Consider the following 23,419-nt stretch of genomic DNA (forward strand, 5'->3'; position numbering starts at 1 on the left):
TTCCGCCGGCTGCCGGAACAGAGCGCTCCGGCAACCTGGTGGGAAATGCTTTACCTGTTAATACTTGAGAAATCTTTGAGACTCTTTCATTGCGCCGTTGCTGATGCGCAGGAGATACACACCCGGAGTGAGTGAACCCACAGGCCATGAATGCGTTTCGGCTTTCAGGCTGGTGCTGTTCACACTCTTTCTCATCAGCACTCTTCCGTTCATATCGATGATCTCCATATTTACTGCACCGGGAACACGGTTAAGGAATGTTACTTTCAGATCCGTGAATACAGGATTGGGAGTGATCATCAGACCAAACGCATCTCCTTTGCCCAATGGCAGTTTTGTTTCCGGTTTTGGCTCCGGATCAGGGTTACCAGGATTGGTGTTATCTGTTTTGCCTTTGAAACAAACGTTCTCGATGGCATAATAGTAATGATGTGCATTTCTGCGGAATCTCACGTAGATCTCTTTGCCATTGTATTTGCTGAGATCGATAGTGCGCTTTGTCCACTGTCCGAATTTTGATTTGTTGGTACTCAGTGTAACTGCGTCAGTAAACGGACCTGCAGCGTTCTCACTTACCTGAATGGTAGTGGCATTGTCGTCCGGACGATCAACCGGCCATGATGGATCCCATGCGAGGTTATCAGAAAAATAAAGCACTACTTCTTTCAATCCTTTCAGAGAGATCTTGGGAGTGGTGATGGAAACTTCATCCACAGCCTGCGTGGTGCTGTTGAAGTTCTCGCCCATGAACAGGAAGAGGGATTCATCAGCAGATTTAATGGTGGTAGCAGTTCCGTCAACATCAACAGTTTGGGATTTGCTGAGTTTCACTGCTGCGCTGTTGCCTGCAGGGATCGCAGTGCTCCAGCCCGCTGGTGAAGCGCCTTCTGAGAATTTGTTGAAATCTTCAGAACCGGTTTTACAATCTGCTTCGTTACCGGGATTGGGGTTAGGATTGCTTCCGCCATCCTCTCCTTTGATACAGATATCTTCCACTGCATAATAATAGTGGTGCGCAGATCTGGAGATGCGGATGTAAATGTCCTTGCCATCGAATGCCTTGATGCTGATGCTGCGGGCATTCCATTTTGCAAACTGCGATTTGTTGGTGGTGAGCTTAGCTACTTCAGTCCATGTACCGGTGAGGCTTTCACTTACAGATACTGTTGTGGCTTCATCATCCGGACGGGGATCAGGCCATGTTGGGTCCCAGCCAAAGTTATCAGAGAAAGTAAGCGTTGCATTTTTTACATTCTTCAAAGAGTATTTGGAAGAAGTGAGATCCAGCTTATCTGCTCCATTGATTTCATCATTGAAGTTTTCGCCGAGGAACAGGTAGTTGCTGTTATCTGCAGATTTGATAGTTGCTTTCAATCCATCGATATCGACGTTCTCACTGGTGGAGATTTTCACAGTGGCTTTGTTGCCGGCCGGAGCAGCGAGTGTCCATCCTGCGGGTTGGCCGCCTGCTGTCATTTTGTTGAAATTCTCGCCTGCCTTACAATCGGCGCCCATGCTGGGTTCCGGATCGGGGTTAGGATTGGTGCCACCACCGTCTTTGATACAGATATCGTCTACAGAATAATAATAGTGGTGTTCTTTTCTTACAATTCTCAGGTAAACGTCTTTGCCATCGTATGCTCTGATGTCAACAGTTCTGGCATTCCATTTTCCGAATTGAGATTTGTTGGTGGCAAGCGTTGCAATGGTTGCCCATCCGCTTGTTCCGTTTTCGCTGATCTGAACCAGGGTAGCATTATCATCGGGGCGTGCAGCCGGCCATGAAGCGTCCCATGCGAGGTTATCGGTAAAACTGAGTGATGCCTTGGTGATATTTTTCAGAGAGATCTTTCCTGAAGTGATGGTGAGCTCATCCCAGTTATTGAGTTCATGGTTGAAGTTCTCACCCATGAACATGAACTGTGTGTTGTCAGTTGCTTTCACAATGCCAGCTCTTCCATCGAGGTTCACGTTTTCGCTGGTGCTCACTTTGAAGTTGGCTTTGCTGCCAAGAGGAATTCCGGCAGTCCAACCGACAGGTGCATTACCTGCAGTCATTTTGTTGAAATTCTCACCAGCCTTGCAACCCTCGCCCATGCTGGGATCCGGGTTACCTGGATTGGTGGTGCTTCCCTCTTTGATACAGATATCGTCCACCGCATAATAATAGTGGTGTTCATTTCTTACAATTCTGAAGTAAATGTCTTTGCCATCATATGCTTTGATATCAACAGTTCTGGCATTCCATTTTCCGAATTGTGATTTGGCAGTGCTGAGCGTGGCAACTGTTGTCCATCCTGTAGTGCCGTTTTCACTGATCTGAATCAGTGTTGCTTTATCCTCAGGGCGCGCAGCAGGCCATGAAGCATCCCATGCCAGGTTATCAACGAAGTTGAGCGCTGCTTTGGTAACATTCTTCAGAGAAAGTTTACCGGAAGTGATGGTGAGCTCATCCCAGTTATTAGCGTCGTCGTTGAAGTTCTCACCCATGAAGAGGAACTGCGTGTTGTCGGTTGCTTTCAATGTAGCGGCTCTTCCATCGAGATTAACCTCTTCGCTGGTGCTCACTTTGAAATTCGCTTTGCTTCCTACCGGAATTCCGGCGGTCCAGCCGATCGGCTGACTACCTGCAGTCATTTTATTGAAGTTCTCACCTGCCTTACAATCAGCGCCCATGCTGGGTTCTGGCTCAGGATCAGGATTGTTGCTTCCGTCCCATTCCTTGATGCAGAGATCTTCCAGTGCATAGAAGAAATGGTGGTTGTTGCGCTGTATTCTGATGTACACGTCTTTACCTGCGAACTGAGACATTTTCAGTTTGCGTGTATTCCATTTGCCCATATTGGCTTTGTCGGTAGCAAGTTTTCCAACAACAACCCATGGACCTGAAAGTGATTCAGATGCAAGGATGATAGTTGCTTCATCCACCGGACGTGCAGAAGGCCATGATCTGTCCCATGCAAGGTTATCAGAGAAATAGATACCAGGGTTGGTCAGTGCCGCCAATGAGTATTTGGCTGTGGTGATATTGATCTCATCAGCTTTGTTCTGTTCTGTATTGAAGTTCTCACTGAGGTAGAAATAGGTAGTGTTGTCTGCGGATTTGATAGTAGCATATGGTCCGTCGAGATCAACATATTCATCTTTTGAAACTTTGGCTACAGCGAAGTTTCCTGATGGAATTGCTGCGGTCCACGATCCGGGCAGGTTTCCAACTGGTGTGGTGTTGAAATCATCACCGCCTTTGCAGTTGGTTTCTTCTTTCTGTGCAACAATCAGGTTTCTGGTGATGGTTGTTTCTCCGTTCTCATTCTTTACTTTGAGTGTGATGATATAGTCACCTTCTTTCTCAAATTCTGCAGAAACGGTACGGGCTGTGGATGTCACCGGAGTGCCGGAACCATTGTCGATGGTCCATTCCCATGAAGTGGGGAAGCCTACAGAACGGTCTTCGAATGTAACGGAGGTTTTGATGCCAGCTGTTACTTTCTCTGCGCTCATGTAGAACAATCCCTGTGGAGTACAGGTATTGTCGTATGCTGAGCGAACACCAGTTGCAACGAGATTTTCCAGCGACCAGATAGATTTACGTGCAACGTGGCCGGTAGCCGCAGTCATACGATCGATCTGACCTTTGGTGAACATTTTGTAACAGGTGGTATTGTAGTCCATGAAGTTTTCGCCATTGATCTTGCCACCGCAAAGTGATACGGAGCAACCGCCTCCGGCTTTGTTGGTGGGAGGCGTATCGTCTACTTCATCACCGATACCTGCGCAGTTGTAACCATCGAAAGTATGTTTGAGATTAAGCCAGTGGCCGAGTTCATGAGAGAAGGTAGAGTTGAAGCTCCTGTTGTTTCTGGAGATACCGCCCATACCAAGGAACCATCCGTTGAATACAACTCTGGATACGTTACGGTCGTTCATTCCTTTGTCGGGATACCATGCAACACCAGAGTTATTGGGATCGGGAGCATTGTAATCGGTTACATCGGAGGTCCATCCTGTTGGCAAAGCACCGGCAGTGGTGCTCTCAAAAGTTTCCTGGTAAGCAAAAGTGGAAGAACCTGTAGTACGAACACCGAAATTGTCGATCCCGTAGTAATAGTGGTGCATGTTGCGGAGGATCCTGATATAAATTTGTTTGCCTGCAAAAGCTGACAAACTATATGTCCGACGGATCCATTTATTCATGTCTGCCTTGTTGGTAGACGCTGTGGCAATCTTAGTCCATGGGCCGGTAGCTGATTCAGAAGCATACACTGAGGTGCCCAGATCATCGGGGCGGGCAGTGGGATAAGCATAATCCCAGCTCAGGTTATCAGAGAAAACCAGCTCAGGATTTGCAACGGTGCGCAGATCAATTTTAGGGCTGATGGCATTGAGGCCAACAGACCCGTTATTGAAATAGTTTTCCTTTACATAGAGGAACATAGTGCTGTTCTCTCCAAAAATGTCTTTCTTGTATTCGGGGTCTGTAACCTTATTTGTTACACCAAAACTTACAACGGGTTTAGGGGCATTACCTTTATACAGGTAGTTCATTACATATACATTGCAGTATTTGTAATTATCCCATGCATATTTTCTTACTTCGGTTTCAGCCTCGGCAGAAGCGTCACCAAAACCTATGGCTTGAGGGTGGAAGGTGGCACCAGATGTTGGGTTGCCCTGGGGATCCAGTTTGGCCAGTACGAATTTTACTCTCAGTTTGCTGGCAATAGGTTTGAAGGTTGGGTCAATGCTGTTGATGAGATTGGTGTTCGTCATGTTGAAATCTTCATTGGCAATATCCAATGCAGACTGCAATTGTGACATAGGCACCAATTGTTGAGCTTCCTGTGCAGACTCTCCGTAGAACACGTGAAATACTACCGGAATAACATACAATTGCTGGCTGCAAGGATCCGGGTTTTGTCCTTGTTCACCGTGAAGCATTCCGGAAACCGCCTGGGTCTTCAGCTGTTTGATGCTTTTTTCAAATGCCTCCATCTGGAGTTTGGCTTCGGGGTATTTTTTGTATTGCGCCTCCATCGCCTGTTCGGTTCCACATTTGATCACTTGAGCTGAAACGTCATTTTCACTCATTCCTACACCATGTGCAAACAGAATGAGAATAAAGACGACTTTGATAAACCTCGTTATCATAAGCAGTTTTTTGGTAAAAAAAATTAATAGGTGTTCAAGCTACATCCACTTAAAATGAAAACCTCATTCAGAACCTCTATACAGCCTCCCCATCCACCTATACAACACCCCTATGCGCTTTTGTATGTTCTGACTTTAAACCTGTTACGAATGATAATAATTTCTTAATTCAAGACCGTTGGGGGACATACTTTTCGCAATAACCAGCGCAATTGAGCGTTGCGCATCAATTTTCTATTTATCATGAAGACGATAAACAACAAAACAATTCATGCATTACTGTAATGCAAATGCGAAAAAAGAAAGTAATAACATAATCAATATCGTTAGTATTTATATTGACTATTCAATTGACAGCAACCAATACGTACCAGGTACACTTATTCGTCTGTTGCGAAAAAAAACTTCCAGTCGGCTGAAATGCAGTCTGGAAGCAATGTGTACAACATATGCATATCTACATTACAAGCAATGAAAGGGAATGCTCTTTGCAGAGAATTCCCTTCAAAAGAATAAGGCACTAAATCGATATGCATGAACCACAAGGTGGTTCTCTGGCAGAATATTTTTGTTGATGAATTATCAGAATGCAGCTACAAAGCCATCCATGTAGGAAGCTCTGTTCTGCAACCATGTTCTCAGTTTTTGTACATCACTTTTGAAATTGCCGCTTCCCTTTTTCCATACTTCGTAGTCTTTTTTCTGTGATTGCTCAATCAGAATAGCGTATTCGTCAAGATATGCTAGCAGTGAAGCAAACTTCTCGGACTTGAAACGGTTCCATTCAGTTTTGTACAAAGATTTGATGGCAGGATCGAGCATGAATCTGCTGAAGAAACGTGTTCCTTCCAATGCCTTGGAGCCAGTCCAGAAAAGGTTTTTGGTATAACTGGTGAAGTACTGATATTTTCCTTCGTAATCGAAAGCCCAGTCGAAATCCCAGATGGGGCCGAGGTTATACTTTCCACCTTTATGCTGATGCAGGTACACACTTTTCGGATGATTCAGTTCTTCATTCTGACAAAGATTGTACACGATGAAGAATCGCACCAGTGAATTTGCATCGATATAATTCAGGTAATTGTTGTTGGGAAATGCATTTTCGTACACTGCATTTTCAAACTCAGTAAAGTTATTCTTGATGGCCTGAAACTGGGCATCTCTTTCAGTTGCTGCCATATCGGCAAGTTCAGGATACTGAATCATCACCGGAAGACTGTACTTAGAAGAATAGAATTTGTAAGGCTCATCGAAGTATGAATCGAGTTCGAGCAATACGCCTCCATCTTTTACATCGATTCTGTTCTTCTCTACCTCTTTGTGTTCCGTGAACATATAGTTGCCTGCATACTTTCCATTGATAGTAACATCAACCGGAATGATATTGTAGGTGTAAGGCATATCGAGCAGCTTACCGGTTTTCATGGCAATGGCATTCAGCATAAGCGTATAGTCCATATAGTTTGCCAGCAGTATCCAGTCTTTTTCTGCTGATAATCCGAGCAGTTCAGCAGCTTTATCGAGTTTGAGACGATAAGGTTTCTTCGGAAACTCATCCCAGGTAGTATTGCCACGACCTTTGATTTTGGTAGTTCCTTCGTAGTCTTTGTAAACGCCCATTCCATTGATCACCAGTTTTGCATTCCGGTAAACATCTTTTGAATTGATGGGATCGCTGTTTTCCGTATCGATGTACAGATGTGGAATTACAGTTACTTTTTCCTTTTCTTTAATTGTAGAAACAATGGTGTAAGTGATCTGTGTTCCATCCGCAGCAGTAACTGTGTAGAGCAACCGCTTAGTGAAATCCTGATTGGAAGCTCCGCTTTTCTGCGCAGTTCCGTTTACAGTAACGGTGCCTCCGGAGATAGTGAAACTGGGTATCAGACTTTGGATCTGCGTACCAAATGGAAATTCGAGTGTGAAAGTTGCGTCAGTTTGCTTAGCTGTAATGTCAGATTTCAGGAAGCTCTGGTTCAATGCCGCTTCCAGCTTGAAACTGAGTAATTCTTTTGAAGAGTCTGCCTTAGTGCTTTTTTTACATCCGGCTGAAAATAGTGCAAGCGCAATCGTAATGGGTAATAAATAAAACGTTCTCATTTCAATTAATTGGTGTACTCAAGAACCTGAAAGGCTTTAGGAGAAAATATGGTACCCGTTAACCCATATTTTACCCGAAATTCAAGGCCATTCGGTATAATTTTTGTTAATTTACAGCTATAACCAAGACTAAATACCTATAACTGCTGGCCATGAAGATTCTTCAATTCACCATTCCTGTTCCCATCAATCAGACCATCATTGTGCAGAAAGATCTGCTGCCTTATTTCTATCCTCACCTCCATCGTCATCACGAAATTCAGCTGACATGGGTACGCAAGGGCGAAGGAACATTGGTTGCAGACAACAATATGCACAGTTTTACTTCTAACGAAATCTTTTGGCTGGGCGCTAATCAGCCCCATCTTTTCAAGAGCGATCCCTCGTATTTTGCTCCGAAAAGCAAGAAAACGATCTCCGCTCTGACAATTTTCTTCAATCCTAACGGTCAGCTGGCATCTTTCTTCGATCTGCCTGAAACCAGGAACATCAAGAAATTCATTCAGCAACATTCATCAGGTTTCAAAGTTCCGCAGCAGCATGTTGCAGAGATCTCGAACCTGATACTTCAGTTGAAGGATGGCAGCGGAGTGGAGCAGATGATCAGCTTTCTCGATATTTTCAAAAAGCTGCTCAGCTACAAGAAACTATCACCACTCTCTACTTTATCTCAACCGCAGGACTACAGCGAGAATGAAGGGATCAGAATTGCTACCATTTACAACTACATCATGCAGCATTATGATAAACCCATCACGCTCGAAGATATCGCCAAACAGGCCCATATGACGCCGCAGGCTTTCTGTCGCTATTTCAAAAAACATACGCGCCTCACTTTTGTAAATTTCCTCAACGAGGTTCGCATCAATGAGGCTTGCAAAAAACTAACTGAAGGTTCTTACGACAGTATTACCACCGTTGCTTACAATTGCGGCTTCAACAGCATCACCAACTTCAACAGAGTATTCAAACGCGTTACTTCACAATCACCTTCAGAATATGTAGACAGCTTTTTTCAGAATGTCGAATCCTGAACAGTTGCTGCTATTCATTTACTTTCCGAATCTTTCAACAGCAAATGCTGCGATATCGACACTGGTCTTCTTTTCGTCGATCAGTTCGCCCACCAGTTTTCCGGTTGCAGGTCCCAGGCTTAGTCCCAGCATGGAGTGACCTGTAGCCACTACAGCATTGCTGAACTTGCTTACACGTCCGATATAGGGCAGTCCATCAGCAGAACAGGGTCTGTATCCATACCAGATCTTGTCGGTTGCCGGCATGGCAATATCAAACTCAGGCAAGAATCTTTTCACTGCCTGCAGAATTCCTTCAACACGCTGGTAGCGTGGCGGTGTTTTGGTAGACACCACTTCCATGGTTCCTCCAAAACGGATCTTGTTTCCCTGCATCGGTGTAGCCGCAGCACGACCTTCGGCAAATATTGCCGGATGATTCAGATGATATTTCGAATTCTCTAACGTAACCGAATAACCGCGACCTGGCATCAGTGGAATTTTCACATCCAGCAACGCAGCTACTTCCCGGCTCCATGAGCCTGTAGCGATCACCACTTCATCTGCAGCATAGGCATTGCTGCCTGTGATCACTTTTTTGATGGCATTGCCCTGCTTTTCAAATCTGATCACTTCTTCGCCTCCGATCATTTGCACGCCTTGCTGTTTCAGATGAGCGAGCAATTGTTTCATCAGCTTATTGGGATCGAGGTGCGCATCACATTTGAAATAGATGGCACCGAGTGCATTGATCTTCGTATGTGGTTCGAGACTTTGCAGTTGTTGCGCATCGAGCAGATCCACATCAAGTCCGAGCGCTTTTCCCTGCTCTACCGTATGATGCGAGTGCTCCTGCACTTTCTCTGTCTGAAATATTTCGAGTACTCCTTTATGCTCGTAGGAGAAATCAAAGCCGGGCGATGCAGCCCAGTTTTCGTATTCTTTCTGACTGAACAAAGCAATGTCGCGCAATGGGATGGCCGATTGTTCAACATGCTTCGCATTGGCACTCCTGATGAATTTCAGTCCCCAATCGATAAGCGCGCCGTTCAGGCCAGGCTTCACATAGAACGGGCTTCTGCTGTTGAGCATCCACTTCAGTCCCTGCCACACTATTCCCGGTGTTGCCAGTGGAATGAAATGGCTGGGGCATACATATCCTGCATTGCCGTAAGAACAGTTGTCGGTAAAGTTCCCTTTATCGATAACGGTTACTTTATGTCCGGCCTGTTGCAGATAATAAGCTGAGCTCAATCCTATAATGCCTCCACCTATGACAACTACATTTTTCACTCCCTGTAATTATTTATGCTTGATAAATCAGATCACCTGAAATCCGTGTGCATACGGATCATCGTCATCGATTTTGACATTGTTGTATCCATACACAATTGCCCAACCTTCGATGCTTGGCACGATGGATGGTTTTCCTGCAACTGTTGTTTCTTCTTCGATGCGGCCGATGAACTGCGAACCGATGATGCTTTCATGAACGAACTCATCCCCTTTCTTCAGTTTTCCTTTTGCATACCATTGCGCCATGCGCGCGGATGTTCCGGTTCCGCATGGAGAGCGGTCGATGGCCTTATCTCCGTAGAACACAGCATTTCTTGCAGATGCAGCAGGAGAAATGGTTTTGCCGGTCCAGAGCAGATGGCTCAGTCCCCTGATATGTTCGTTCTCCGGATGCACGAACGAATACTTCTCATTCATTCTCTCCCGCACTACCCTGCTCCAGGAGATCAGCTGATCGGCTTTGTAATTTTCTAGTCCGGAAAAATTCTTCTGCGGATCTACAATCGCGTAGAAGTTGCCACCGTAAGCCACATCAACAGTGATGGTGCCGAGATCAGGACATTCGATCTCCAGATTCTCTGCAGCCAGAAATGATTTCACATTCGTGAGCCTTACAGATTTCACTTTCTTTCCTTCCTGTTTGTATTCGATCAGAACAAGTCCGGCCGGTGTTTCGAGTCTGAGTTTGCCCGGTATTTTTGGAATGATCAATCCTTCTTCGATAGCGATGGTAACTGTACCGATAGTGCCATGCCCGCACATAGGCAGGCAGCCACTTGTTTCGATGAAGAGCACACCAACATCGTTCTGTTCATCAACAGGCGGATAGAGAATGCTGCCGCTCATCATATCATGACCACGGGGCTCAAACATAAGCCCCTTGCGGATCCAGTCGTATTCTTTCAGAAAATGCAAACGCTTTTCCATCATGTTGGCTCCTTTCAGAAAAGGGCCACCACCAGCCACTACCCTCACGGGGTTTCCACAGGTATGTGCGTCGATGCAGAAAAATGTTTTTGATGCCACGGTAATCAGTTGTTTGGTTTAGATCAGTTTGCGGGCACTATGCTCACATTGTCTCTGGTATATTCACCGTTCAGTTTTCTCATGATATTTCCGGTGTTGATGTCTTTCAGTTCTGCTGGAAGAAATTCCTGCGGACAATCCTGAAAGCAAACCGGTCTTGCGAAACGTTTGATGGCATCCGCACCAACAGAGGTGCTACGCGCATCGGATGTGGATGGGAATGGGCCGCCATGCACCATTGCATGACAAACTTCCACGCCGGTTGGAACACCGTTGAACAACAACCTTCCTACTTTGGCCTGGAGGAGACTGATGCATGATGAGAAGTTCTCAAGATCCTTTTTCAATCCCATCACCGTTCCGGTAAGCTGACCATGAAGTGCATCGATGGCCATCGAAAGTTCTGCTTCGTCTTTGCAGATCACGATCAGTGAAGATGGACCAAACACTTCTGCCTGCAATGCTTCGTTCTGAACAAAACTGTCGGCATCTGTTTGCAGCAATGCAGCAGACCCTTTGTAATCAGCAGCAGCATTCTCTGTTGCAGCCAGCAGTTGTACACCGGGCTGATTTTCCAGAGATTGTTTGCTGTTGTAATAGTTTTCACAAACCGATCTGTTCAGCATGGTTGTTGCCGGTGTTTGCGAGATCAGCTCACTGAGCATTCCGATAAAACTTGCTGTGGTTGGCCTTTCCAGCAGAAATATCAGTCCGGGATTGGTACAGAACTGACCTGTTCCCAGCGTGATGCTCGCGGCTAATTGTGCAGCAATGGCAGCGCTTTCCTGCTCAAGCTTATGAGGCAAAATCAATACAGGATTAACGCTGCTCATTTCTGCATACACGGGTATAGGGGTTAAACGTGCATTCGTAGCTGTACGGTATATGGCCATTCCGGCCCTGTAACTTCCGGTGAAGCCGATGGCTTTAACAGCCTCCTGCTTTACCAGATGCTGAATGGTTTCGATGTCGCTGGTAACTACGTAAGAGAACACACCTTCGGGCATTCCGGTTTTCTGTGCAGCTTTTTTGATGGCTGATGCCATCAGTTCGTTAGTGCCCAGATGACTTTCGTGCGCTTTCACTATCACAGGATTCCCTGCGGCCAGTGCAGAAGCAGTATCTCCACCTGCAGTTGAAAATGCAAAAGGAAAGTTGCTTGCTCCAAACACCAGTACGGGCCCTACAGGCACCAGCATTTTTCTGAGATCGGAACGTGGCAATGGTTTGCGTTGCGGCAGCGCTGTATCGATCACGGCCTCTACCCATGAACCTTCGCGAAGCAGATCAGCAAAGAGTTTCAGCTGCCCAACTGTGCGGCCCCGTTCTCCGGTAAGCCTCGCTTCGGGCAGTCCGGATTCGAGCATGGCACGTTGAATGAGGTCGTCACCCAATGCCATGATCTCTTCTCCGATCGCTTCAAGAAATGCTGCTCTTTCAGCGGTTGTTGTGTTGCTGTACTGAAGAAAAGCAGCTTTTGCTTCTCTAACACAGCTTTCTATTTCCGTAATCGTTGACACAGGATATTCACCTGTGAGATATTCTTTCGTAACTGTGCTGAATGCTTTCAGTTTCATGGTACTTTCTATGCTTTCCGTAACGCCTTCCATCATTTGCATCAGGCATTCACCAGTGATTGTGTTGGTATATAGTCGGGCAATGTGGGACGTGTTGCAATGGCTTTAGCGATTGTAGCCAGTACGCGCTCCCTCTCTGCTCCTTCGAGTGGCAGACGTGGCGCTCTTACATTCTCTGTGCAAAGGCCTGTTTGTACTGCCGCGAGTTTAATGTATTGAACCAATTTCGGATGGATATCGAGCTCCAGCAATGGGAGGAACCATCTGTAGATAGCCAGTGCCTCTTCATATCTGTTGGCTTTCACCAGTTCGAAGATGGCTATTGTTTCTCTGGGAAATGCATCTACCAGTCCACCAACAAGCCCATCAACGCCGAGCATGGTTTCTTCCATGAAAAGGGTATCTACTCCGCAAAGCAATTTGAAACGATTGCCAAAACGGTTACGCATTCTGGTTACATTGGTTACGTCGCGTGTAGATTCTTTCACTGCCTGAATAGTTGGAACTTTTGCCAGTTCTTCAAACATATCAGGTGTTACTTCGATCTTGTAATCAACAGGATTATTGTACACCATGATCGGCAAGCTGGTGTTGGCCGCGATGGTTTTGAAGTATTGAACAGTTTCTCTGTCGTCTGCTTTGTAACGCATCGGAGGAAGGATCATGAGTCCGGATGCTCCATTCTTCTCTGCTTCCTGCGCAAGGCCTGCTGCCACTTTCGTGGTCTGCTCTGCAATGGTCAACACCACAGGTGCTTTCCCTTTCAGTATTTCAACAGCGAATTTCAACAGTTGATTTTTCTCACTGCTATCCAGTGTACTGCCTTCACCCAGTGAGCCGGCGAGGATAATTCCTTTACTTCCGGCTTCCATCTGAGCTTTTACATTTTTCTCGAACATCGGAAAATCGATTTCATCTCCGGCAGTAAAAGGAGTCAGCATTGCGGGGTACACCCCTTCCCAGTTAATTTTGCTCATATTTTGATCAATTGTATTGAGGTTGAGCAAATCTAATCTTACCCCTAAGAATCAAATACGAGTAAAGTGACAGATACTGTGCAGATTTTAACTAAAATGGAGCCCAATCCAAAAGATTGAGCAACAATCAGTTCAGTGAAGCTTCGGGAGCCATCCTCCCATATTTTATCCCGGCAGTTCTGCATTGCCTTTTCCGAGGGGTCAAATGCCGGAAAAATGCGGTGGCAACAGTGATTGAAGCAGTTCCAATTCTTTTTTGTAACCGATTCGTTTACTGTACGTTAGATTCTGAACTTTTTGATGTCGGCAGAACTTAAAATGTTAATTCGTAGCTCATTACCTCCGTTTGATCGGCAGCCACACATATTTGGTAGAAATCAGGTGAATTCTGGTTAATTTTACAGCTTACCAGATTTTGATTCAGCTAAAGTTGTTCGATAACAGATCATATTCAGAAACGGAGTTGCTTCTTCATATTTCGCAAGGTGATGAAACGGCATTCAGGCAATTGTATAACGATTACAGCAACAAACTGTACGCTTATGTTTATGCTCTCACGCGCAGGAAAGACCTTACTGAAGACCTGATTCAGAACATTTTTCTCAAACTCTGGCATCGCCGCACAACACTCACTTCCATCAACGACTTTTCCGCCTATCTTTTCAGGATGGCAAAAAATGATGTGATCACTGCTGTTCGCCAGGCAGCACTGGAACAGACCATACTGCAAAAAGGACTTCCCGCAGCGGCTCCGGAACAACTTCCCGACGATCAGTTGCAGGAAGCGCAACTCAGAGATGCCTGGGAAAAAGCCATTCAGCAACTCCCGCCACAGCAACAAAAGATCTATGTATTGCAGAAGCAGTACGGCTGGAAGATCAATGATATCGCCAAACACCTCAACCTTTCTTCCCTCACCGTAAAGCGCCACCTGAGCATCAGCAAGCAGGCCGTTCGTGAAAATATGGCTCAGCGCCTGCTTCCCAAAGAGCTGATGGTGATACTGTTTCTGGGCAGTATGAACGCACTGTAAAATTTTTCTGAAAATTTTCTTAATTCGATTGGTCCCTTTTTTTCGATACAGAGTCTTACTACGGTATGACCACAACCAGAATTGAATATTTGGTACAGCAGGCGTTGGCCGGCAAAGCCACGCCCGAAGAATGGGAAGAGTTTCAGCAGATAGTGATGCAGCAGCGCCAGACAGAAGAGCTGGAACATGCACTGGAAAAGAGCTGGCCGGGTTTTCAGGCTTCTGAGAACATTCCGGATCAGCAATTGAATGAAGTGTTTGCTTCACTGATGCAGAAAAGAGAAGAGCCACCCCCTGCTCGGGTGATCCACTGGAACAGATGGATCGGAGCAGCAGCATCCGTTCTGCTGATCATCAGTGTAACAGTTTATTATTTCAAGAGCAGCAAGCCTGCCACCCAAATAACACATCGTGCGTCTGACATAAAACCGGGACAGGATGGAGCCATCCTCACACTCGGAGACGGAAGCACCATTGTACTCGACAGCATGGGCAATGGAATAGTTTCCAAACAGAACGGAACCGATGTAGTGTTGCAAAACCGTGAGCTGGTGTATCAGTCACCGGTATCAATAGATCCTAACCTACCTATCACTTACAATACCTTAACCACTCCCAGAGGCAGACAATTCAGTGTTGTGCTGCCCGATGGCACCAAAGTCTGGCTGAATGCCGCGAGTTCACTGAATTTCCCGGCAGCATTCACCGGAGCAGAAAGGCTGGTAAAAATAACCGGTGAAGCCTACTTTGAAGTTGCCAAAGATCAGAGAACGCCTTTTGTAGTAAAGGCTAATGATGTAGATGTAAGAGTGCTGGGCACAACGTTCAACATCAACGCCTATGCTGATGAGACCGCAACAAACACCACATTGCTCGAAGGCCGCGTGCAGGTAACCCGCGGCGCTGATTCAAGATCCATGCATCCCGGTCAGCAGATGATTGCAGGTGCAAACGGATTATCTCTGAACAATTCAGTGAATACCGATCAGGTGATCGCCTGGAAAAACGGCCTCTTCAATTTCGAAGGCGTCGGCATTCAGGAACTGATGCGCCAGGTAGCGCGCTGGTATAACATTGAAGTAGTTTATCCGAAAGGAATTCCATCCATTGAATTTGTAGGGAAGATGAGCAGAAACGTTTCGCTTCCCGATCTGCTCGAAGGATTGAAAGGCGCAGGTGTAAACTTCAGCATTGAAAAAGACCGTAAGCTGATCGTACTGCCATAGAGCAGTTGCTATAATCATTCAACCACGAATAAAAATCCGGAAGTGGGTCGAAACACTTCCGGCAATAGTTCGGCTCCTATAGAATCTGGTTCGCAAAAACTTTCATTCTAAACACCAAACCAAATGCAATTTATGCAAAAAAACTGCTTTGCCCCCGGCGCAGAAAACCGGGGCCGGAGCTACTCGTCGCCCTCCCGCAACAGGGAAAAAAGCGGCATCAGGAAAACTCTGTTGATCATGAGGTTATCAGTTATTTTATTGACATGCGCGGTGATGAATGTTTATGCCACCGGCATTTCGCAAACCATTACCTACTCAGGTAAGAACACACCGTTGAAACAGGTATTCAACGTTATCGAAAAACAAACGGGCTTTGTTGTTTTCACCAGCCTCAATGTGCTGGCAGACACAAAGACTGTTTCTATCGACGCTAAGAATATGCCACTGCAGAACTTTCTGCAACAGATTCTCGAAGGGCAGCCGCTCAGTTTCAGAATCGTGGATAAAACTATCATGCTGTCGAGAAAAGAATTGCCCGCAGCAAAATCAAACCTTGCTTCGGGCATCGCAGAAACAGTGGTCAGCAACTTCCCGGTTACCGGCCGTGTGACCGATCCGGATGGACTTCCGTTAACCGGAGCCACCATCACCGTGAAAGGAAAAACTGCTACTGCAACAACGGATAAAGACGGTAAGTTCTCGCTGAACGTTGAAGTTGGACAGACCCTCATCGTTTCTTACATCGGTTTCAAAACCGTTGAAGTGAAAGTGGCTTCTGCATCCTCAACACTGGGCGATATCAAACTCGCCATCAACTCTACCAGTTACGAAGAAGTTACTGTAGTGAGCACAGGTTATCAGCAGATCGCCAGAAAGCAATCCACCGGCGCTGTTGCTGTGATCAAAGCAGATAAGATAAAACAGGCAGGTGTGATGGGCTTAGACCAGATGCTTGCCGGGCAAGTTGCAGGTGTGGTGGTTACTCCAACTGATGGAGCGCCAGGGTCTGCAGCCAAGATCCGCATCAGAGGTAACGCTTCGCTGAATGCAGTGCAGGATCCGCTTTGGGTAATCGACGGACTTCCCATCGAAGGCACCAATCTTCCCAACAACGTGAACGCGTCTAACCTCAACGATCTGTACAGCTCATCCATAGCAGGTTTCAACATCAACGATATCGAAACCATCACTGTACTGAAAGATGCAGCAGCCACTGCCATCTACGGTGCACGTGCAGCCAACGGCGTAATTGTTGTTACCACCAAAGCAGGCAAGAGGAATGAAAGGATGAGTGTTCAGTATTTCTCCAACCTCACCACTACCCTTCGTCCGGACTACGACAAACTCAACCTGATGAACTCAGCTGAGAAAGTTGGTCTCGAACTGGATCTCTACGCCAGCGACTTTACCTTCCGCAGCAATAAGGGAGAAGTATCGCGCATCCTCAATCGCTACAATATTTCAGGCTCAGATCTCAAAAGTCTTGGTTTCGAGGGCATCAACCCTGCCGCGAGAAATGAGATCAATGCACTGAAGAACATCAATACAGACTGGGGCAAACAACTGTACAGAAACAGCTTTGCACAGGAACACAATATCAGTGTATCGGGTGGAAGCGATAAAGCCACCTACTATTTCTCCGGAGGTTTCTACGACGAAAACGGCACCACTATTGGTACCAATGCAAAGCGTTACAACCTCACCCTCAAAACCGATTTCAACGTAAGCAGCAGGCTGCAGTTCAATGCCAGTGTGTTTGCGAATCAGCGTAAGCTCAGCTCATTCCTTACAGAAACAAACGGATTCACCAATCCGCTGTACTATGCAAGAAGCGCCAATCCTTATCTGAGACCAAGAGATGAAAACGGCGGATATATTTACGATCAGGATATCGAAGATGCTTCCAACAACGTGTTGAAGTATAATATCCTCGAAGAAAGAGCCAATACAAAGAACAACCTTACCACCACAGCTGCAAACATCAACCTCGGTGTAAAGTATGATGTGATGAAAGGCCTGCAATTCAGGTCACAACTGGGCTTGCAGAGAGAAATTGAAGACAAGGAACAGATCGGATTGGGCGAAACCTATTATGCCCGCAGCATCATCAAAGGTTCCGAAGTATTTGTTCCCGGCACAGGTCGTGTACCTATTCTTCCGGAAGGAGGCATCATTACCAACAGGCATGCATCCACCTTCCAGTACATTCTGAAATCGGTGCTGGAATACAATTTCAGCATCAAAGAAAACCATCGGTTCAATGTGCTTGCCGGTAACGAGCTGAGAAGGATCACTGTTGATCTCGATGGCAAAACCGGTTACGGATACGATCCGCAGACATTGATTTCACGTCCACCAAACTACAGACCCGGCAGACAGGAAGACATCGACAGATACTACAAAGACTTCAATGGTCAGAACAAAAATGCGTTTGCATCTTTCTTCAGTACTGCATCGTATACACTCAACGATAAGTACACATTAACCGGTAGCATCCGTTTCGATGGGTCTGATCTTTTCGGTGTAGATCCCAAATACAAATACCTTCCTCTCTGGTCGGTAGGTGGTCTCTGGAGAATCGGTGAAGAAGAATTCCTCCGCAACAGTTCTGTGATCGACATGGCCAATCTGCGTGTATCATATGGATTGCAGGGAAATATCGATAAGCAAACTTCTCCGTTCATTACCGGAAAATTCACCAGCAAAGGTTTCTTCCCTGGTCAACCCAATGAAAGTGGTATTGAAGTTACCAATCCTCCCAACGATAAACTGAGATGGGAGAAAACAGTGAACTTCAACGCAGGACTCGATCTCTCCTTCTTCAACGGACGACTGAGAACAACTGTAGATGCTTACTACCGCAAGGGTACGGACCTGATCTCCACAAGAGCACTGCCATCCGAAACAGGCTTCGACTACCTCAGTGTTAACTGGGGAGAGCTCACCAACAAAGGCGTGGAATTCAGTATCAGCGCCACTCCTGTGCGTAACAAGAATTTCAGCTGGACAACAGATTTCAATATCGCTTTCAACAGAGATCGCGTAATCAGAGATCAGATCAGAGCCAATGATGTAAATCCATCGAGAGAAGGACATTCAGTGAACTCCATCTTCGCCTACGATTATGCAGGCATGGATGAGAGCGGCATGATACTCGTTCGCGACAACTCAGGAAAGGTTGTAAAGTTCAACGACTTCCTTCAACTGAAAGACGAATATGCAGAAATAGGCATGCCCGGTTTCTTTGTGGTTTCACAACTTACAAACGAACAACGCCGTGGATTATGGAACTATGCAGGAAGCAAGGATCCCAAAGCTGCAGGTGGATTGACCAATACATTCCGTTACAAAGCATTTGAACTGACTGTAGGGCTTGCATTCAACCTCGGAGCCAAAGCGCTGGTACAACCATTCTACGAAAACAGCTACAACAGAGGTCTCAACACCAACAGGGAAATCCTGAACAGATGGACACCAAAGAATCCAAAATCACAAATGCCTGGGCTGTTGTTCAACGAAGGTGATTTCACACCAGAACAAATGGCGATGTATGGCTGGTTCAATACCACACCAAGCGATTACCGTGGCCTGGATCTCTTTGTACGCGATGCAAGTTACATGCGAGTACGCAATATCAGATTTGCCTGGAACCTCCCTCAGAAATTCGTTTCAGGAATCGGCATCAACAATGCACGATTCGCACTCGAAGCACGTAATCTCTTCGTATTTGCGAAGAACTACGATGGTTACTTCGATCCGGAATCACTGGGTTCTTTAAGCGTACAACCCATTCCAAGATCAGTAACAGCAACCATCAGCATCGGGTTCCGCTAAACCAGATTCATAGCTATTCAAAAAGAACATCATGAAATCAACTTCCATCAATATCAAAAATATCATGAACGCATGGCGTCTCTCGCAGCTCGCCTTCGTACTGATCGCAATAGCATTGCTTCCGGGATGCAAAAAATACCTGGACATCACTCCCGTAGGAAGAGTAATGCCGCAAACACTGAAAGATTACCGGGCCATCATGACCGAGGCCTATGCAAGCGCCAACAAAGAGCGAAGCATCACAGCATATCGTTCAGATGAAATACAGGTTGATAACCCGGACAGCTACGATCTGGAAATGATCAACAATCCGTTCACCTGGAACGAAAACGGGATTGAATTCAATTCCACTCAGCACGACTGGCGCGGCATGTACAAGATCATTTTCTATTCCAACGTTGTTATCCGCGATGGAATAAATGCCAAAGAAGGATCAAAAACTGATATCAATCAGCTCGTAGGCGAAGCCTATTTACTGAGAGCATATACTTATTTCCTGCTGGTGAATATCTATGGCGCTCCTTACAATGCAGCCACTGCCGCATCAGACAAGGCAGTACCGCTGGTAACTGCCATCGATCTGGAAAAAGTATCGGAAAGAAATACCGTGAAGGAAATCTATGATTTCATTCTTTCAGATATCAGCGAAGGAAAGAAATTGCTGAACCTGGATTCTTACGAGAACAAATACAGTTATCGATTCACTACTGTTGCAGGTGATGCACTCGAAGCACGAGTACAACTGTATATGAAGAACTATCAGGCATCGCTGGATGCAGCTAAAAGAGTGCTCGCAAAAAAATCTGCACTGGTAGACCTGAATGCAGCCAACAGTCTGCTTCCCAACGATTACACTTCATCGGAGAATATCCTTGCACTGGAAAAACTCTTCCCTTCCGGCCTCAACAATCCTATGCGTGTATCAGAAGAGCTGAAAGCACTCTATGGTGCAACTGATTTGCGAAAAGCGGCTTACTACACGCCAGCAGGCAGTTTCCTGAGCGTGAAAAAAGTTGCCAACGACAAATACCGCAGCAGCATCAGAACAGGCGAGATCTATCTCATTGCATCGGAAGCAAGTGCAGGAGTGAATAACTACGCAGCAGCAAAAACATACCTGAATCAACTGAAGAAAGTAAGATTCACACCGGATGGATATACAGCCGAAGAAAGCAGAATCAACCAATTGCCCGATGCAGAACTCGCTGCCGAAATAGCCAATGAGCGCGCACGCGAACTGGCATTCGAGGGCCATCGCTGGTTCGATCTGAGAAGAACAACACAACCACGCATTGTTCACAAGCTGGGAGCAAAAGAATATGTATTGAATGCAGGAGACAGCAGATACACCATCCTCATTCCACGTGATGCAATTCAGAACAACAGCCTGTTGCTGAAGTAAAACATTCATCACCCCTGCACCATTTTTTTCAGGACCTATTTAACAGAACAATGAACAGACAATTGAATTGGAGTACAAAAGGAAAGCGCAGTTTAATCATCGGAACCTGTCTGGCACTCTGCCTCACCAGTGCAACTGCAAATGCACAGAAAGGCGGACCATTCGGATTGTTCAAAAAGAAAGCGCCGGCCGCTGATACCGTAAAGCCGGTGAAACCGGTTGATAAGAACGGCCTCAAACCATATAGCGAAGTGATCACCAGTGCCGCCATTACCCAGAAAGGAGTAATTACGGTACATCGCGTGAAGAACGATTATTTTTTTGAAGTGCCTCTTCGCCTGATGGGCAGACAATTTCTGGTTGTAAACAAACTGTCTAAAGTTGCTGAGAAACTGAATGAGGCAGGGGTGAATAAAGGAATGAACTTCGACAACCTGGTAATATCCTTTGAGCTGGATACTGCTCTGGGAAAGGTTTTCCTGAGAAAAGACAATCCTTTCTACACTGCACCTGCAGGCGATGCCATCGCAGCATCAGTTGCAGACAACTTCCTTCCTGCCCTGATCGACAATTTCAAGATCGAAGCATGGAGCAAGGATAGTTCAGCAGTAGTGCTGAAAGTGAACAAAACTTTCGACGGCACCAGCAGCAGCCTCAACAAAGTGTTCGACGCACTCAGCCTGATGTCCAGTGCAGACAAGGAGCTTTCACGCATCGTGAACATGAAGTCGTTCGAGAATAACCTGGTGATCAAATCAGAACTTACAACCAAGGTTACTGGTGTAGAGTTGTCGCTGGAAGTTACTTCAAACATCGTATTGCTTTCACCAAACCCAATGACACCGCGCTTCTCCGATACAAGAGTTGGTTTCTTCTCCACACCCCGCTGGTACTTCTCCGATAAACAGCAGGAGCTGGAAAAACGCGAGCTGGTAACAAGATGGAAGCTCGAACCCAAAGCATCAGAAAGAGAAAAATATTTCAGAGGCGAGCTGGTGGAGCCGGAGAAACCAATCATTTATTATATCGATCCTGCCACTCCACCACAATGGCGTACATGGATCAAAAAAGGAATTGAAGACTGGCAAGTTGCATTTGAAGCAGCTGGTTTCAAAAATGCCATCATCGCGAAAGATGCGCCTACCAATGATCCTAACTTCGATCCGGACAACACTTCTTATTCGGTGGTTACCTATGCAGCATCAGCTCAGGCCAATGCCATGGGACCATCAGTGGTAGATCCGAGATCGGGTGAGATCATTGAAGCAGACATCATCTGGTGGCATAATGTTATGACGATCATCCAAAGCTGGATGCGCGTACAGACAGGCATTATCGATCCTTCAGCCAGAGGCAATGTATTCAGTGATGAACTGATGGGAAGCGCTATCAGATTTGTATCGTCTCACGAAGTAGGGCATACACTGGGACTGAAACACAATATGGCTGCTTCTTATTCCTTCCCTGTAGATTCACTTCGTTCACCATCTTTCACCAGTCGTATGGGTGGTACTGCGCCTTCCATTATGGACTATGCACGATTCAATTACATCGCGCAGCCGGGAGATGGCGTAACACAAATCACTCCTGTAATCGGAGAATACGACAAGTACGCTATTGCATGGGCTTACCGCTATCTCGGTAAGGACGATCCACGTGAAGAATTGAAAACATTGAACGAATGGATACTCAGCAAATCGAACAACCCCATCTATCGTTATGGTGAGCAGCAGGAAATGAGAAACGGAATCGATCCTTCTGCGCAATCTGAAGATCTCGGTGATGATGCCATGAAGGCTGGAAAGTACGGCATCATGAATCTGAAACGCATCATGCCTCTGATCACCAAATGGACGCAGGAAGAAGGTACATCCTACCGTCAGGCAGGCAGATTGTATTCAGCTGTGGTGAACCAATGGTATATGTACAACTATCATGTGCTCACCAATGTTGGCGGCATCTATCTCAATCAGGTGGTATTCGGAGAGAACAAAGACTCTTACCGTCATGTTGAAAAAGAAAAGCAGCAACGTGCCGTTCAGTACCTGATCAATGAAGCATTCAAAACACCGGAATGGCTTTTCAAGGACACTCTCATCCGTAAGGCGTATCTGGTGAAGGAAAGTCCGGTTGGACCAATGGAGTACACTTCTATCGCTATGCTCACCGGATCGCAGTCATACATCTATTACGATCTGCTGCGCGAAGAGCGGATGAACAGAATGGCGGAGAACGAAGCCATCAACGGAGTTAAGAATGCTTATACCATTTCAGAATTGCTGAACGATCTTCAGCACGGGGTATTCGCAACTACGCTTGCACATAAGCTTCCGGATATCAACGATCGCAATAGTCAGAAAGGATATGTCGATGCGCTTATCGTCAGCATTCAGAAAGTAACGGAGAACAGCAGTTCGAAGAAATCTGATATGCTGCTGCCAACTTCGCCTTTGTCGGTGCTTTGCGGACATGAGCATGCAGCTGCAAGCGGCGACAGATCATTCGGAGATCGCAATATGGTGTTCAACCAGGTGAAAAGAGTATCGGATGGTATCTCTGCAAAACGCGGAGCATTGAAGCGAATCATGCAGCTGCTGCAGACTGCGATCCCATCAACAAAAGATCAGATGGTGAAAGATCATTACGCTGATCTGGTGATGAGGATCAAAGATGCATTGAATGAAAAATAAACCAGCATTAATCGCTGAGTGATCAGCGACAAAAATAACCGGGGCCTGAAAGAGCGAAAATCGTTTCGTTCTTTCAGGCCCCGAACTTTTAAGCAGA

The 23,419-nt window shown here is 46.1% G+C and carries 12 protein-coding genes; 6 read left to right on the forward strand and 6 right to left on the reverse strand.

All coding sequences use genetic code 11. The features are described from left to right. Nucleotides 1–57: 57 nt before the first annotated feature. Together HHL16_RS00135 and HHL16_RS00140 are read right to left on the reverse strand one after the other, a co-directional pair. Nucleotides 58–5,148 carry a M43 family zinc metalloprotease gene (locus HHL16_RS00135; RefSeq protein ID WP_169423121.1) on the reverse strand — a complete coding sequence of 1,697 codons (5,091 nt, stop codon included), beginning with the start codon at nucleotides 5,146–5,148 and terminating at the stop codon, nucleotides 58–60. 582 nt (nucleotides 5,149–5,730) lie between these two features. Further along, nucleotides 5,731–7,248 carry a CotH kinase family protein gene (locus HHL16_RS00140; protein ID WP_169423122.1) on the reverse strand — a complete coding sequence of 506 codons (1,518 nt, stop codon included), beginning with the start codon at nucleotides 7,246–7,248 and terminating at the stop codon, nucleotides 5,731–5,733. Nucleotides 7,249–7,400: 152 nt separating this feature from the next. Between HHL16_RS00140 and HHL16_RS00145 the strand changes: the two genes are divergently transcribed. Further along, the gene (locus HHL16_RS00145) at nucleotides 7,401–8,282 is read left to right on the forward strand and encodes an AraC family transcriptional regulator (protein ID WP_169423123.1); all 882 of its coding nucleotides are present in this window, start codon (nucleotides 7,401–7,403) and stop codon (nucleotides 8,280–8,282) included. A gap of 18 nt (nucleotides 8,283–8,300) precedes the next feature. Here HHL16_RS00145 and HHL16_RS00150 read toward each other — a convergent pair whose 3' ends face one another. Genes HHL16_RS00150 through HHL16_RS00165 form a run of 4 tightly spaced genes read right to left on the reverse strand, consistent with a single transcriptional unit; the run spans nucleotide 8,301 to nucleotide 13,137 of the window. Beyond that, the gene (locus HHL16_RS00150) at nucleotides 8,301–9,554 is read right to left on the reverse strand and encodes an FAD-dependent oxidoreductase (RefSeq protein WP_169423124.1); all 1,254 of its coding nucleotides are present in this window, start codon (nucleotides 9,552–9,554) and stop codon (nucleotides 8,301–8,303) included. Nucleotides 9,555–9,581: 27 nt separating this feature from the next. Then, complete coding sequence (locus tag HHL16_RS00155) at nucleotides 9,582–10,583, reverse strand: 4-hydroxyproline epimerase (RefSeq protein ID WP_169423125.1); 1,002 nt, start codon at nucleotides 10,581–10,583, stop codon at nucleotides 9,582–9,584. 23 nt (nucleotides 10,584–10,606) lie between these two features. Then, the gene (locus HHL16_RS00160) at nucleotides 10,607–12,202 is read right to left on the reverse strand and encodes an aldehyde dehydrogenase (NADP(+)) (RefSeq protein WP_169423126.1); all 1,596 of its coding nucleotides are present in this window, start codon (nucleotides 12,200–12,202) and stop codon (nucleotides 10,607–10,609) included. After that, nucleotides 12,202–13,137, reverse strand: coding sequence for a dihydrodipicolinate synthase family protein (locus tag HHL16_RS00165; protein ID WP_169423127.1), 936 nt, complete (start codon nucleotides 13,135–13,137; stop codon nucleotides 12,202–12,204). Before HHL16_RS00165 ends, HHL16_RS00160 begins: the two co-directional genes overlap by 1 nt. A gap of 415 nt (nucleotides 13,138–13,552) precedes the next feature. Between HHL16_RS00165 and HHL16_RS00170 the strand changes: the two genes are divergently transcribed. From HHL16_RS00170 to HHL16_RS00190, 5 genes are all read left to right on the forward strand, one after another. After that, entirely contained in the window at nucleotides 13,553–14,170 is a 618-nt protein-coding gene (locus tag HHL16_RS00170) for a sigma-70 family RNA polymerase sigma factor (RefSeq protein ID WP_169423128.1), read from the forward strand. Between the two features lie 65 nt (nucleotides 14,171–14,235). Further along, a complete protein-coding gene (locus tag HHL16_RS00175) occupies nucleotides 14,236–15,396 on the forward strand; it encodes a FecR family protein (protein WP_169423129.1) in 1,161 nt (386 codons plus the stop codon). A 237-nt stretch (nucleotides 15,397–15,633) separates the two neighbouring features. Continuing rightward, complete coding sequence (locus HHL16_RS00180; RefSeq protein WP_169423130.1) at nucleotides 15,634–19,230, forward strand: SusC/RagA family TonB-linked outer membrane protein; 3,597 nt, start codon at nucleotides 15,634–15,636, stop codon at nucleotides 19,228–19,230. A 31-nt stretch (nucleotides 19,231–19,261) separates the two neighbouring features. Continuing rightward, complete coding sequence (locus HHL16_RS00185) at nucleotides 19,262–20,632, forward strand: RagB/SusD family nutrient uptake outer membrane protein (RefSeq protein ID WP_169423131.1); 1,371 nt, start codon at nucleotides 19,262–19,264, stop codon at nucleotides 20,630–20,632. Between the two features lie 50 nt (nucleotides 20,633–20,682). Next, on the forward strand, nucleotides 20,683–23,322 hold the full coding sequence (locus HHL16_RS00190; RefSeq protein WP_169423132.1) for a zinc-dependent metalloprotease: 2,640 nt from the start codon (nucleotides 20,683–20,685) through the stop codon (nucleotides 23,320–23,322). Nucleotides 23,323–23,419 lie beyond the last annotated feature (97 nt).

This window comes from Pseudoflavitalea sp. G-6-1-2 (assembly GCF_012927185.1).
Lineage (GTDB): Bacteria > Bacteroidota > Bacteroidia > Chitinophagales > Chitinophagaceae > Pseudobacter.

What these genes read in the sequence shown, in the direction of transcription:
- HHL16_RS00140 (WP_169423122.1), bottom strand. Translation starts at nt 7,248, where the DNA reads ATGAGAACGTTTTATTTATTACCCATTACGATTGCGCTTGCACTATTT.
- HHL16_RS00165 (WP_169423127.1), bottom strand. Translation starts at nt 13,137, where the DNA reads ATGAGCAAAATTAACTGGGAAGGGGTGTACCCCGCAATGCTGACTCCT.
- HHL16_RS00135 (WP_169423121.1), bottom strand. Translation starts at nt 5,148, where the DNA reads ATGATAACGAGGTTTATCAAAGTCGTCTTTATTCTCATTCTGTTTGCA.
- HHL16_RS00175 (WP_169423129.1), top strand. Translation starts at nt 14,236, where the DNA reads ATGACCACAACCAGAATTGAATATTTGGTACAGCAGGCGTTGGCCGGC.
- HHL16_RS00180 (WP_169423130.1), top strand. Translation starts at nt 15,634, where the DNA reads ATGAGGTTATCAGTTATTTTATTGACATGCGCGGTGATGAATGTTTAT.
- HHL16_RS00145 (WP_169423123.1), top strand. Translation starts at nt 7,401, where the DNA reads ATGAAGATTCTTCAATTCACCATTCCTGTTCCCATCAATCAGACCATC.
- HHL16_RS00160 (WP_169423126.1), bottom strand. Translation starts at nt 12,202, where the DNA reads ATGCAAATGATGGAAGGCGTTACGGAAAGCATAGAAAGTACCATGAAA.
- HHL16_RS00190 (WP_169423132.1), top strand. Translation starts at nt 20,683, where the DNA reads ATGAACAGACAATTGAATTGGAGTACAAAAGGAAAGCGCAGTTTAATC.
- HHL16_RS00185 (WP_169423131.1), top strand. Translation starts at nt 19,262, where the DNA reads ATGAAATCAACTTCCATCAATATCAAAAATATCATGAACGCATGGCGT.